The organism is Roseateles chitinivorans, from assembly GCF_050632145.1.
In the GTDB taxonomy this organism is placed as follows: Bacteria; Pseudomonadota; Gammaproteobacteria; order Burkholderiales; family Burkholderiaceae_C; genus Roseateles; species Roseateles chitinivorans_B.
Window position 1 is genome coordinate 5,831,566 of the sequence record NZ_CP192577.1, and the last position, 12,416, is coordinate 5,843,981.

The following is a 12,416-nucleotide window of genomic DNA, read 5'->3' on the forward strand; positions in this document are numbered from 1 at the left end:
GGGAATACAACGGATGGAACGGCGGGAAGCCCAGGAGGCGCGGGCGATGTGGGCGATGTGGGCGATGTGGGCGATGTGGGCGATGTGGGCGATGTGGACGATGTGGACGGTTTGGGCGCTGCTCAGCGTTTGTCGAGCCGCCGCGCCACGCGCTGCCCGGTGAACTGGATCAGTTGCACGAGCACGACGAGGATCGCAACCGTCAGCACCATGACGTCGGACTGGAAGCGGTAGTAGCCGTAGCGGATCGCGAGGTCGCCGATGCCGCCGCCGCCGACCACGCCCGCCACCGCCGAGTACGACAGGAAGCTGATCGCCAGCACCGTCAGCGCGCCCACCAGACCGGCGCGCGCCTCGCGCACCAGCACGCGCAGCACGATCTGCGTCTCGGAGGCGCCCATCGCATGCGCGGCCTCGATCACACCGCGCGGCACCTCGCGCAGGCATTGCTCGACCAGGCGCGCGAAGTACGGGATCGCCGCGAAGGACAGCGGCACCGCCGCGGCCAGAGGACCGATCGAGGTGCCCGCGATCACCCGCGTGATCGGCACCAGCGCCACCAGCAGGATGATGAAGGGGAAGCTGCGCACGGTGTTCACCACCGCGTTGATCAGGCGGTGCAGCAGGCCCGCGCCGCGATGGCCCGACAGCGACTGGCCCGGGCTCAGCAGGAACAGCAGCACGCCCAGCGGGCCGCCGAATAGCACCGCCGCGCCCAGGCCGATGGCCAGCATCAGGCCGGTCTGTCCCAGCGCGATCCAGATCTCGGGCAGCAGGCCGACGAGGTTCTCAAGCATGGCGGACCTCCCGGCGTCCGATCGAGGCGATGACCTCGGACGTCGCCAGCGCCGAGGCGTCCAGCGCGGCGAGATTCGCCGCCTGGCGCTGCAGCCGCGCGAGTTCCAGGCCCAGCGGCGAGCTCGCGACGCGCACCGCGTCGACGACGTCGAACTGCTCGACCAGCCGGCCGTCCGCGATGACCGCGGCGCGCCGGCACAGCGCCTGCACGACCTCGAGCTCATGCGTGACGATCACGATCGTGACGCCCAGGCGCGCGTTGACATCGGCCAGCGTGGCGAGCAGCTCGCGCGTGGTCTCGGCATCGAGCGCCGAGGTCGGCTCGTCGCACAGCAGCACGTCGGGCTGCGGCGCCAACGCCCGCGCGATCGCGACGCGCTGCTTCTGGCCGCCGCTGAGTTGCGCGGGGTACTGGTCGGCCTTGTCGGTCAGGCCCACCAGCGCCAGGCATTCGGCGACGCGGTCGGCGATCTCGCGACGCGAGCGCCCGGCATGCAGCTGCAGCGGAAAGGCGACGTTCTCCGCGGCGGTCGCGTTCTGCAGCAGGTTGAACTGCTGGAAGATCATCCCGAGCCGTTGCCGCTCGCGACGGAGCTCCGCCGGTTTCAGCGCCGTCAGTTCGCGGCCGGCGACATGCACCCGCCCCGCGTCCGGACGCTCCAGCAGGTTGATCAGCCGCAGCAGCGTGGACTTGCCCGCGCCGCTCTTGCCGATCAGGCCGAGGATCTCGCCGGGACGCACGGACAGGCTCACGTCGCGCACGGCGTCGAAGCGCCGCCCGTCAGGCAGCGCGAAGGATTTCGACACGCCGTCGAGGCGGATCAGCGGATCGTGCTGCGGGTCGTTCTTCTGGTCGTTTGTCGGATCGTTCATGGGGACCGCCTCGATCAGGAGTACGCCGTCGGATCGGGGATCCGGTCGTCGAGGAAGAAGCGGCCCAGGTCGCGCAGCTTGTAGTCGACCGGGTCATGCAGCGTGTGCACCCGCGCGTTGCGCCAGAAGCGGTCGAGGCCGAACTCCGCCGACGTGCTGCGCGCGCCGGTCAGCTCGAACAACTGGCTGCCGACCTCGACGCCGGCGCGGTGCGCCAGCACCTTGGCTTCGGCGCCCGCCAGCGCGACCTCGCCGCGTTCCCGCGCGGTCAAGGCGTCGCCGCGCTCCAGCGCGCGCCGCAGCAGGTCGACGGCGTCGGCGGAGACGGCCTGCGCCGCCCTCACCTTCAGCCACAGGTCGCCGTAGCGGTGCTGCACCAGCGGATCGTCGACCGCCCGCGTCACGCCCGACGCGGACCAGGCCCGGCCGCGCGCCGCCGTGTAGCGGCGCGCCTCGTCGAAGGCGCCCTCGCCGAGGCCCAGGTACAGGTGGGTCATGATCAGTTGAGCGATCTGCGAGCGCAGCGTCGCGCGCGGCGTCGGGCTCTGGCCCGGCACCTGCAGCAGCTCGTCGTCGTCCAGCCGCACCGCGGCGAAGCGCACCGTGCCGCTGTCGGTCTGGCGCTGGCCGAAGGCATCCCAGTCCTGCTCGACGCGGACGCCCTCGCGCCGCGTCGGCACGATGCCGATCAGGAAGGCGCCCTCGCCGGTCGTCGCGGACACCGTGAGCCGGTCCGAGCCCAGCGCGCCCGAGCAGAAGCTCTTCACGCCATCGAGGCGCCAGCCGGCGCCGTCGCGCGTCGCGGTCAGCCGCGTGTCGGCCGGATTCAGCGCATTGCCCCAGAACAGGCGCTGCTCGGCGGTCTCGCGCAGATGGCGCGCGCCGTGCGCCGTCGCCGCCGGACCGCCGTAGAGCGAGACGCCGTAGAGCTGCAGGTGGTGGAAGGCCAGCACGTGCGCCAGCGCGCTGTCGACGCGGGCGATCCGCCGCACGACCTCGAAGAATTCAGGGATGCCGCCGCCCAGGCCGCCGTGGGTTTCCGGAATCGTCAACGCGAGCAGGCCGCTGGCGCGGATCAGCTCGCGCTGCTCGGCGGCGTGGCCGCCTTCGCGGTCGCGTTGCACCGCCGTGGCGGCCAGTTGCTGGACGACGCGGTCAAGACCCGGCCCCAGGAGCTGGGCCAGCGGTGGTGCGGCGTCGGTGTCGGCGTCGGCGCGGGGATCGGCGGAGGTCGGGGAGGCGTCGTCAAGACGCCGCAGCACGGGAGCGGTCATCGGCGGGAAGGAACTCGGGGGGCGGCAAACCGCGATGGCGCCGAGTGTTCCTGTCCGACCGCGCGGACCGAAGCGAGAAATTCGTCTGTGCTTATGCGGTGCCCGGCGCCGCGCGGCGCAGGCTCAGCCGCCGATGGGCCAGTTGCAGTCCGTCTTGGCCGCCTGCGCGTTGCTCTGGATGCCGACGTCCTGCGACATCAGCAGGCGCATCCGCTGCGCGCATTGCTCGATGTGACGCTTGTCGGGATGCCACGGCCCCGCCGCGTCCCCGCTGCTCTGCAGGTTCGCGTTCTTGGTGTAGACGACGCGCCAGAGCGTCTGCTTGAGGTCACCGGCTTGCATGGCGGGAGTATTCCGAAACGCCCGCGCGTCGCGCGAGAGGGCATCGTCTTCACCGCGTGTCAGGCGTTGCCCTACATCGGGGCCTTGCGTGCCAGAGTGGCGCCCCGGGCTTGCCCCAAGCCAGTGCGCACGGCCGGGCTGTTAATCTTCCATTCATGAACCTGCTGCTCGCCGAAGACGACGCGATCCTGGCCGACGCCCTGTGCGAACAGATGCGGGCCAGCGGCTTCTCCGTGGAGCATGCGCCGAACGGCGCGGTGGCGCAGTACCTGCTCGCCAAGCAGCAATTCGACGTGGTGGTGCTGGATCTCGGCTTGCCGATGGTCGGCGGCATCGAGGTGCTGCGCCAGCTGCGCCAGACCGATGCCTCGCTGCCGGTGCTGATCCTGACGGCGCTGGACAGCCTGGAGGACCGCGTCGCCGGCCTGAATGCCGGGGCCGACGACTACCTGACCAAGCCCTTCGACTTCCCCGAGCTGGAGGCCCGGCTGCGCGCGCTGCTGCGCCGCAGCCGCGCGCTGAAGGCCAGCACCGAACTGGGTCAGCTCAGCATGCAGCGCGAGACCCGCAGCGCGCAGGTGCGCGGCGAGATGCTGGAGCTCAGCCCGCGCGAGTTCGACCTGCTCGACCTGCTGCTCACCCACCAGGGCCGGGTGATCACGAAGGAGCAGATCAACCAGGCCTGGTCGGGCGACCGCAACGGCGCCGGCGCGGGCGCCGCCCACCCGGCCAACGGCGCGGACAGCGGCGCGGCGACCAACGCGGTGGAGGTCTACATCCACCGCCTGCGCCGCAAGCTCGAAGGCTCGCAGGTCGCCATCCGCACCGTGCGCGGCCTGGGCTACCTGCTGGAGCTGGAACGCGCCTGAGGCGCCCCTGCCCCGGCACCCTCCCGATGGCCCCCTCCCGCTTCTCGCTCAAGCGCCAGCTGCTGCTGTGGCTGCTGCTGCCGCAGCTCGTGCTGTGGCTGGCCGGCGCGGTCTTCAGCTACCGCCTCGCGGGACGGTATGCCAACGAGGCCGTCGACGCCACGCTGCTGCAGGCCACGCGCTCGCTCGCGCGCCAGGTCAAGCCGATGGGCAACGGGCTGCTGATCGACTTCCCGCGCGCCGCCCAGGACGTGCTCGAGGCCGACCCCAGCGACAAGCTGCTCTACACGGTCAGTTCCCCACCGGGCAAGTTCATCCTCGGCAACCGCAACCTGCCCAGCCCGCCGGCGATGCTGGCGGAGCCGCCGCTGGGCCTGGCGCAGTTCTACGACGGCGAGCTCGACGCCGACGGCGCCCGCACCGCCTCGCCGGTGCGCGTCGCCGCGCTGTACCTGCAGTTCGGCGAGAACCCGCGGGCCCAGCAGACGATGCTGGTACAGGTGGCGCGCTCCAGCGCCAACCGCGAGCTGCTCGCGCGCCGGCTGCTGATCGACACGATGCTGCCGCTGTCGATCCTGATCGTGCTGATGAGCATGGTCGTGTGGGCCGGCGTCGGCGCGGGACTCGCGCCGATCGCGCGGCTGCGCCGGCTGGTCGAGGGCCGCAAGCCCAACGACCTGCGTCCCATCGAGCTCGACGCCGCGCCGCAGGAACTGCGCTCGCTGGCGCAGGCGATCAACGACCTGCTCGAGGCCGTGCGCCACAACGTCCAGGGCCAGCGCCGCTTCATCAGCGACGCCGCCCATCAGCTGCGCACGCCGCTGGCCGGACTCAAGAGCCAGAGCGAGCTGGCGCTGGCCGAAGCCCCGCCCGGACCGCTGACGATGCGGCTGGCCCGCGTGCACGAGAGCGCCACGCGCAGCGCCCACCTGGTCAACCAGCTGCTGGCGCTGGCGCGCACCGAGCCGGAGTCGCTGACGCGGCAGACGCCGGTGCGCTTCGACCTCGGCCGGCTCGCCCGCGAAGTCACCGCCGAGCTGGTGCCGCGCGCGCTCCAGCAGAACGTGGACCTGGGCTACGACGGCCCCGACTGCGATCCGGAGTGCGCCTCCGCCTCGCAGCTCGACGAGCCGCTCACCGAGCCCCGCGCGCCGGGCTTGGCCGAGGCGCAGGAGGACCGCCCCGTCGAGGTCACCGGCATCCCGCTGCTGCTGCGCGAGGCGCTGGTCAACCTTGTCGACAACGCGCTGCGCTATGCGGGACGCGGTGCCCGCGTCACCGTGCAGGTGCGCGGCGAGGCCGACCGGGCGGAGCTGGTCGTCACCGACAACGGCCCCGGCATCCCCGAGGACCTGCGTGAGCAGGTCTTCGAACGCTTCTTCCGCGCCACCCACGAGGGCAACGGCTGCGGACTCGGCCTGGCGATCGTCAAGGAGATCGTCGAGCGCCACGGCGGCCGCATCGCGCTGTCGACCGCCCGGCCGCGCGGCCTGCGCGTCTCGATGAGCCTGCCGCTGGCGACCTGAACGGGGACGCCGGCACCGCCCGCGCGTCGCCTCCCGTCGGCCTCGGCAAGACCTGTCACCGATCCGAATCCGCAAGTCGGCGCGCTTCGCGGCGTGCTCCCGCAGGTGACCCTTCGCGTGGTCTGTGGCGTGGTCCGCAGACCATTTCGCACCAGGACGACGCCCACGAACCATCAGTCGCCCGAAACGGCTACAGACCGCCCGAAAACCGGCCGTGGCGTGCACCACAACGCTAGTGGTAAGCACCAATATAGTTTCATTAATGAATTATTAAAGTTCAGCCCGCATGCAAGAAAGATAAACGTCCGATTAACGGCGGCACGCCCGGAGCGCCGTTGAGCGGAGACAACCGGAGACTGACCATGACCCGCACCTCGCGCTTGCGCACCACCACGCTGTCGACGCTGTCGGCAGCCGCCGGCCTGCTGATGGCCGCCGGATCCGCCCACGCCCTCGACTACACCGGCTACTTCCGCGCCGGCCCCGGCGGCACCACCGACGGCGGCGCCAGCCGCGCCTGCTACGCCCTCAACGGCGGCACCAGCGGCATGAAGTACCGCCTCGGCAACGAGTGCGACATCTACGGCGAATTCCAGCTCGCCCAGGGCTTCAAGAAGGACGGCATCGACTACAAGGTCGTGCTGATGACGGACTACTTCAATCCGCATTCGGACGCGGACGACGCCAAGCACCTGCGCCTGGCACAGATGTACGCCGAGGCCAAGGGCTTCGACTTCGCCCCCGAGGCGACCGTCTGGGCCGGCAAGGAACGCGGCCGCCGCGGCGACGTCCACATCGTCGACACCTACTTCACCGAGATGGCCGGCATCGGCGCGGGCTTCAAGGGCCTCAACGTCGGTCCGGGCAAGCTCGGCGTCGCGTACTACACCAACGACAAGGACAACAACCAGCGTCCGGCCCACCGCGGCAACGTCGAGTACGTCGACATCAACTCCAATACCGACGGCACGCTGGCCTTCTTCGGCACCGCCACCAAGTCGCAGTTCGAAGGCGGCACCAACGGCTGGGGCCTGACCGCCAAGCATGTCCAGGCCAAGCTGTTCGGCTCGTCGTTCAACAACGTGCTGTGGGTCCAGTACGCCCAGGGCTCCACCGGGCTGAACTCCAACTTCGGCAACCAGACCGACACCTCCGCGGCCAAGAAGTTCCGCGTCGTCGAGTCGGTGAACTTCCAGCAAGGCGCCTGGGGCGGCATGGGCATGCTGCTGTGGGCCAACGAGAAGGACAACGCCGGCAAGGCCACGGTGTCCACCTCGGTCGGCGGCCGCCTGTCCTACGGCGTCACCCGCAACTTCAAGCTGCTCACCGAAGCCGGCGTGTCCCAGTACAAGCCCGACGGCGGCCAGCGCGCCCGCCTGACCAAGGTGACCTTCGCCCCGACGCTGTCCACCGGCCCGGCGCTGATGGACCGCCCCGAGTTCCGCCTCTACGTCACCCACGCCAAGTGGAACAAGGCCGCCGGCAACGTGACCGGCGTGGCCGGCTACGACGGCGAGACCTCGGGCACCAGCTTCGGCGCGCAGGTGGAAGTCTGGTTCTGACCTGAGGTCCGGCCCCGGCCGGACGAGGCCCGGGGGCGCCCGTCGCCCCCCTCCTCCGGCATCCCATGACAACATCACACGCATTGCCCGACGCCCTTGAAGTCGGGATGGAGACAACGGAATGATGAAGCTCAAGCAACTGTCCCAGGCCGCCGCGCTGTGTGCGCTGATGGCCGCCGGCGCGGCCCAGGCCGGCGAGGTCGAGGTCCTGCACTGGTGGACCAGCGGCGGCGAGGCCAAGGCCGCCACCGCGCTGAAGGCCACGCTGCAGAAGCAGGGCCACACGTGGAAGGACTTCGCGGTCGCAGGCGGCGGCGGCGACTCGGCGATGACGGTGCTGAAGTCGCGCGTGGTGTCGGGCAACGCCCCGGCCGCGGCGCAGATCAAGGGCCCGTCGCTGCAGGAATGGGCCGCCGAGGGCGTGCTGACCAACGTCGACGCCGTGGCCAAGGCCGGCAAGTGGGACGAGGTGATCCCGCCGGTCGTCGCCAACATCATGAAGTACCAGGGCCACTACATCGCCGCGCCGGTCAACGTGCACCGCGTGAACTGGCTGTGGGTCAACCCCGAGGCGCTGAAGAAGGCCAACGCCAAGCTGCCCACGACCTGGGACGAGTTCTTCGTCACCGCCGAGGCGCTGAAGAAGGCCGGCATCATCCCGGTCGCGCACGGCGGCCAGAACTGGCAGGACTTCACCACCTTCGAATCGGTGGCGCTGGGTGTCGGCGGCGCGGACTTCTACAAGAAGGCGCTGGTGCAGCTCGACCCGGCCACGCTGACCGGTCCGCAGATGGAGAAGGTGCTGGCCACCTTCAAGCGCATCAAGGACTACACCGACAAGAACGCGTCGGGCCGCGACTGGAACCTGGCCACCGCGATGGTGATCAAGGGCGAGGCCGGCATGCAGCTGATGGGCGACTGGGCCAAGGGCGAGTGGGTCGCCGCGGGCAAGACGCCGGGCAAGGACGTGCTGTGCGCCGCCGCGCCGGGCACGCAGAAGGCCTTCACCTTCAACATCGACTCCTTCGCGCTGTTCAAGCTGAAGAACGCCGCCAACGAGAAGGCCCAGCAGGACCTGGCCTCGACGCTGATGTCGCCCAGCTTCCAGGAGCTGTTCAGCCTGAACAAGGGCTCGATCCCGGTGCGCACCGACGTCAAGATGGACAACTTCGACGACTGCGCCAAGCTGTCCGCGAAGGACTTCGCCGCCGACGCCAAGGCCGGCACGCTGGTGCCCTCGATCGCCCACGGCATGGCCGTGCCGTCCGCCGCCGAAGGCGCGATGAAGGACGTCGTGAGCCAGTTCTGGAACAGCGACAAGATGACGGCCAAGGACGCGCAGGCGAAACTGGCGGCCGCCGCCAAGACGAAGTAAGCGCAGCGACCGTCGCCGGCGTCGTCAACGATGCCGGCGACGTCGGCCCCGAGGGGGCGGACCGACCGGACCGCCCCCGCTCCGTTTCCCCCGACGCGCCGCCCGCGGCGCGTCCTCAGGTCCGCTCCCACGCATGTCCGCTTCCCGAGCCCCCCGCAGTCCCTGGCTTCCCAAGCTGGTGGTCGCGCCGACCTTCCTCGTCTCCTTCCTCTTCATCTACGGCCTGATGGCGTGGAACGGCTACCTGTCGCTGTCCGCGTCGCGGCTGCTGCCGAACTACGAGTTCGTCGGCCTGGACCAGTACCGCGCGCTGTTCGACAACGAGCGCTGGTGGCTGGCGCTGACCAACCTGGGCATCTTCGGCGCGCTGTTCATCGGCGGCGCGATGGCCGTGGGCCTGCTGCTGGCCATCCTGCTGGACCAGAAGATCCGCGGCGAAGGCGTGCTGCGCACGGTGTACCTGTACCCGATGGCGCTGTCCTTCATCGTGACCGGCACGGCCTGGAAGTGGATCCTCAACCCCGGACTCGGCATCGAGCACCTGATGCAGCAGTGGGGCTTCGAGAACTTCAGCTTCGGCTGGCTGGTCGACCCGGACATGGCGATCTACTGCGTCGTCATCGCCGGCGTGTGGCAGTCGGCGGGCTTCGTGATGGCGCTGTTCCTGGCGGGACTGCGCGGCATCGACGACTCGATCATCAAGGCCGCGCAGGTCGACGGCGCCTCGCTGCCGCGCATCTACTGGCGCATCATCATCCCGACGCTGCGGCCGGTGTTCTTCTCGACGCTGATGGTCGTGGCGCACATCGCCATCAAGAGCTTCGACCTGGTGATGGCGCTGACCGCGGGCGGCCCCGGCTACGCCACCGACCTGCCGGCGACCTTCATGTACACGATGGCGTTCTCGCGCGGCCAGATCGGCCTGGGCGCGGCCAGCGCCACGGTGATGCTGGCCACGATCGCCGCCATCGTCGTGCCCTACCTCTATTCCGAGCTCCGCTCGAAGCAGTAAGCGAGCGTCGCGTCATGAGCACCCTCACCTCCCCCCGTCCCCCTCGCGGGTCCGCAGCCTGACCGTGCAGCGCCTGCTGCTGTGGGCCGTGCTGCTGGTATTCGCCTTCTTCTTCCTGCTGCCGCTGTACGTGATGGTCAGCACCTCGCTCAAGGGCATGGATGAAGTGCGCAACGGCACGCTGCTGTCGGTGCCGCTGGCGCCGTCGCTGGACGCCTGGTCCAAGGCCTGGAACAGCGCCTGCACCGGCACCGACTGCGGCGGCCTGAAGCCCTTCTTCATGAACTCCGTGTTCATGGTCGTGCCGGCGGTGCTGATCTCCACCGCGCTGGGCGCGATCAACGGCTACGTGCTGACCAAGTGGCGCTTCCGCGGCAGCGAACTGCTGTTCGGGCTGCTGCTGTTCGGCGTGTTCATGCCGATGCAGGTCGTGCTGCTGCCGATGAGCCAGGTGCTGGGCACGCTGGGCATCGCCAGCTCGGTGTGGGGCCTGATCCTGGTCCACATCCTGGCCGGCATGCCGTCCACGACGCTGTTCTTCCGCAACTACTACGCCGGCCTGCCCGACGAGCTGATCAAGGCGGCGACGCTGGACGGCGCCTCGTTCTTCCAGATCTTCTGGCGCATCGTCGTGCCGCTGTCCACGCCCATCCTGGTCGTGACGCTGATCTGGCAGTTCACCTCGATCTGGAACGACTTCCTGTACGGGGTGGTGTTCTCCGGGGCCGACAGCAAGCCGATCACGGTCGGGCTGAACAACCTGGCCAACACGTCCAGCTCCGTCAAGGAATACAACGTGGACATGGCCGCGGCGCTGATCGCCGCACTGCCGACGCTCGTGGTCTACGTGGTCGCGGGCAAGTATTTCGTGCGTGGGCTCACCGCCGGCGCCGTCAAGGGTTAAGGAGTCAAGCATGGGCGCGCTCGCCATTTCTCAAGTCCGCAAGAGCTACGGATCGGCCGACATCCTCAAGGGCATCGACCTGTCGATCGAGGCCGGCGAGTTCCTGATCCTGGTCGGCCCGTCGGGCTGCGGCAAGTCGACGCTGCTGGCGATGATCGCCGGCCTGGAGCACCCGACCTCGGGCGCGATCCACATCGGCGACCGGGACGTCACCTACCTGCCGAGCAAGGACCGCGACATCGCGATGGTGTTCCAGAGCTACGCGCTCTATCCGAACATGAACGTCGCGCAGAACATCGCCTTCGGGCTGGAGATGCGCAAGGTGCCGAAGGCGCAGCGCGAGAGCACGGTGCAGCGCGTCGCCAAGATGCTGCAGATCGACCACCTGCTCGACCGCAAGCCGGGCCAGCTGTCCGGCGGCCAGCGCCAGCGCGTGGCGATGGGACGCGCGCTGGCGCGCGATCCGAAGCTGTTCCTGTTCGACGAGCCGCTGTCCAACCTGGACGCCAAGCTGCGCATCGAGATGCGCGCCGAGATCAAGCTGCTGCACCAGCGCACCAAGACCACGACGGTCTACGTCACCCACGACCAGGTTGAGGCGATGACCCTGGGCGACCGCATCGCGGTGATGCGCGACGGCCTCGTGCAGCAGTTCGGCACGCCGGAAGAGATCTACACGCGGCCGGCCAACCGCTTCGTGGCCGAGTTCATCGGCTCGCCGACGATGAACTTCGTCACGGCCGAGCGCAACGGCGGCGGCGCGCTCGCCGCGCAGGGCGTGACGCTGCCGGTGAACGCGGCACAGCAGGCGTCGATCGACGCGGCGGGCGGCGTGCTCTACGGCGTGCGTCCGGAACACATCCGGCTGGCCGACACGACGGGCACGGGCGCGGGCGGCATGCCCGGCGTCCTGAAGATGAGCGAGCCGACCGGTCCCGAGACCTACCTGCTGGTGGACACGCCGAGCGGTCCGATGACGGCCCGCGTGGCGGGCAATCCGCACCTCAATGTCGGTGACGCGGTTCGCCTGCAATGGGAGGCGGAATCGGCCCACCTGTTCGACGCGAAGGACCAGCGCCGCCTGGCGTGATCCCGCCGGTGGGGCCTAGCGGCCTCACCCGCAGCCAGATCGTCTGCGCCGCGAGCACCGCGGCGAGCGCCAGCGCGATCCAGGCGGAGCCGTCGGAGCCGGTCATCGGCGAGGCGGTCTGCTTCACGTACACGCCGATCAGTGCCCACACCGCGGCGCCGGCGTACCCGAGCGCGGCGGGACCGGTGCCCGGCGCATGCAGGCGCGCATTGGCCACCAGCAGCAGCAAGGTGGCCAGCGCCCACAGGACGAGGGTCCAGGGCAGTTGGTCCTGCGTCGGCAGCATCTGCGCCGCGACGACGGTCTGCGCGGTATCCAGGAATGCGGCCAGCGACAGCCATCCGGCATGCAGCGCCAGCGGGAACACGGACAGCCACGACTGCGCGCCGCGCGGCATCGCCCGCGCCACCAGCATCAACGCCCACAGCAGGCTCGCCAGCGCGGCCCAGATGACGGCCAGCGCCAGGCCGAACCATTGCTGCGAGAACACGATCATCCAGCTCGCCGTCAGCGCGAAGCCGACGACGACCAGCCAGTGGCAGCGATGGGAATCGCGGTGCCCTTCCCTGTCCGGGACCGGCTGGCCGCGCAACAGCCACACGGCGAAGACCAGGTCGAGCAGGAAGATCACCCCCAGATCGAGAAGGCGTAGCCGTCGGCGACGAGCAGCGTCGGGAAACGGTCGGAAATGGCGCCGTTGTCCGGGCCGAAGACGCCGCGCTGGGACGCCCAGGCCACCAGGGGCATGGCCAGCGCGCTGAGGATGACGAGGATCTGGAGCATGTCCCATC

General features: G+C 69.9%; 13 protein-coding genes. 7 read left to right on the top strand and 6 right to left on the bottom strand.

What is annotated here, in order from left to right:
* Positions 1–122 precede the first annotated feature (122 nt).
* The 4 genes from ACQ86G_RS26750 to ACQ86G_RS26765 form a co-directional block, all read right to left on the bottom strand.
* A complete protein-coding gene (locus ACQ86G_RS26750) occupies positions 123–797 on the bottom strand; it encodes a methionine ABC transporter permease (protein ID WP_431258114.1) in 675 nt (224 codons plus the stop codon).
* On the bottom strand, positions 790–1,671 hold the full coding sequence (locus ACQ86G_RS26755) for a methionine ABC transporter ATP-binding protein (protein WP_431258115.1): 882 nt from the start codon (positions 1,669–1,671) through the stop codon (positions 790–792). Before ACQ86G_RS26755 ends, ACQ86G_RS26750 begins: the two co-directional genes overlap by 8 nt.
* 14 nt (positions 1,672–1,685) lie before the next feature.
* Complete coding sequence (locus tag ACQ86G_RS26760; RefSeq protein ID WP_431258116.1) at positions 1,686–2,945, bottom strand: acyl-CoA dehydrogenase family protein; 1,260 nt, start codon at positions 2,943–2,945, stop codon at positions 1,686–1,688.
* A gap of 123 nt (positions 2,946–3,068) precedes the next feature.
* Entirely contained in the window at positions 3,069–3,287 is a 219-nt protein-coding gene (locus ACQ86G_RS26765) for a hypothetical protein (RefSeq protein WP_431258117.1), read from the bottom strand.
* Positions 3,288–3,442: 155 nt separating this feature from the next.
* On the opposite strand from ACQ86G_RS26765, the gene ACQ86G_RS26770 reads away from it, so the two are divergent.
* The 7 genes from ACQ86G_RS26770 to ACQ86G_RS26800 all read left to right on the top strand — a co-directional run bounded on the left by ACQ86G_RS26770 (position 3,443) and on the right by ACQ86G_RS26800 (position 11,625).
* The gene (locus ACQ86G_RS26770; protein WP_431258118.1) at positions 3,443–4,156 is read left to right on the top strand and encodes a response regulator transcription factor; all 714 of its coding nucleotides are present in this window, start codon (positions 3,443–3,445) and stop codon (positions 4,154–4,156) included.
* Positions 4,157–4,182: 26 nt separating this feature from the next.
* Positions 4,183–5,682 carry a sensor histidine kinase gene (locus ACQ86G_RS26775; RefSeq protein WP_431258119.1) on the top strand — a complete coding sequence of 500 codons (1,500 nt, stop codon included), beginning with the start codon at positions 4,183–4,185 and terminating at the stop codon, positions 5,680–5,682.
* Between the two features lie 362 nt (positions 5,683–6,044).
* Entirely contained in the window at positions 6,045–7,244 is a 1,200-nt protein-coding gene (locus ACQ86G_RS26780; RefSeq protein ID WP_431258120.1) for a maltoporin, read from the top strand.
* Positions 7,245–7,365: 121 nt separating this feature from the next.
* Positions 7,366–8,619: an ABC transporter substrate-binding protein gene (locus tag ACQ86G_RS26785; RefSeq protein ID WP_431258121.1), complete on the top strand. Its 1,254-nt coding sequence runs from the start codon at positions 7,366–7,368 to the stop codon at positions 8,617–8,619.
* Positions 8,620–8,752: 133 nt separating this feature from the next.
* Positions 8,753–9,631, top strand: a complete 879-nt coding sequence (locus ACQ86G_RS26790) for a carbohydrate ABC transporter permease (RefSeq protein WP_067270156.1) — start codon at positions 8,753–8,755, stop codon at positions 9,629–9,631.
* A gap of 58 nt (positions 9,632–9,689) precedes the next feature.
* A complete protein-coding gene (locus tag ACQ86G_RS26795; RefSeq protein ID WP_431261505.1) occupies positions 9,690–10,535 on the top strand; it encodes a carbohydrate ABC transporter permease in 846 nt (281 codons plus the stop codon).
* Positions 10,536–10,545: 10 nt separating this feature from the next.
* The gene (locus ACQ86G_RS26800; protein WP_431258122.1) at positions 10,546–11,625 is read left to right on the top strand and encodes an ABC transporter ATP-binding protein; all 1,080 of its coding nucleotides are present in this window, start codon (positions 10,546–10,548) and stop codon (positions 11,623–11,625) included.
* Here ACQ86G_RS26800 and ACQ86G_RS26805 read toward each other — a convergent pair.
* A complete protein-coding gene (locus ACQ86G_RS26805; protein WP_431258123.1) occupies positions 11,540–12,256 on the bottom strand; it encodes a hypothetical protein in 717 nt (238 codons plus the stop codon). The genes ACQ86G_RS26800 and ACQ86G_RS26805 overlap by 86 nt on opposite strands.
* A complete protein-coding gene (locus ACQ86G_RS26810) occupies positions 12,253–12,408 on the bottom strand; it encodes a hypothetical protein (RefSeq protein ID WP_431258124.1) in 156 nt (51 codons plus the stop codon). The genes ACQ86G_RS26805 and ACQ86G_RS26810 overlap by 4 nt, the downstream gene beginning before the upstream one ends.
* Positions 12,409–12,416 lie beyond the last annotated feature (8 nt).

Bases quoted from the DNA above. Each gene is read 5' to 3' on its own strand.
- ACQ86G_RS26750 (WP_431258114.1), bottom strand. From the start codon at position 797: ATGCTTGAGAACCTCGTCGGCCTGCTGCCCGAGATCTGGATCGCGCTG.
- ACQ86G_RS26755 (WP_431258115.1), bottom strand. From the start codon at position 1,671: ATGAACGATCCGACAAACGACCAGAAGAACGACCCGCAGCACGATCCG.
- ACQ86G_RS26760 (WP_431258116.1), bottom strand. From the start codon at position 2,945: ATGACCGCTCCCGTGCTGCGGCGTCTTGACGACGCCTCCCCGACCTCC.
- ACQ86G_RS26765 (WP_431258117.1), bottom strand. From the start codon at position 3,287: ATGCAAGCCGGTGACCTCAAGCAGACGCTCTGGCGCGTCGTCTACACC.
- ACQ86G_RS26770 (WP_431258118.1), top strand. From the start codon at position 3,443: ATGAACCTGCTGCTCGCCGAAGACGACGCGATCCTGGCCGACGCCCTG.
- ACQ86G_RS26775 (WP_431258119.1), top strand. From the start codon at position 4,183: ATGGCCCCCTCCCGCTTCTCGCTCAAGCGCCAGCTGCTGCTGTGGCTG.
- ACQ86G_RS26780 (WP_431258120.1), top strand. From the start codon at position 6,045: ATGACCCGCACCTCGCGCTTGCGCACCACCACGCTGTCGACGCTGTCG.
- ACQ86G_RS26785 (WP_431258121.1), top strand. From the start codon at position 7,366: ATGATGAAGCTCAAGCAACTGTCCCAGGCCGCCGCGCTGTGTGCGCTG.
- ACQ86G_RS26790 (WP_067270156.1), top strand. From the start codon at position 8,753: ATGTCCGCTTCCCGAGCCCCCCGCAGTCCCTGGCTTCCCAAGCTGGTG.
- ACQ86G_RS26800 (WP_431258122.1), top strand. From the start codon at position 10,546: ATGGGCGCGCTCGCCATTTCTCAAGTCCGCAAGAGCTACGGATCGGCC.
- ACQ86G_RS26810 (WP_431258124.1), bottom strand. From the start codon at position 12,408: ATGCTCCAGATCCTCGTCATCCTCAGCGCGCTGGCCATGCCCCTGGTG.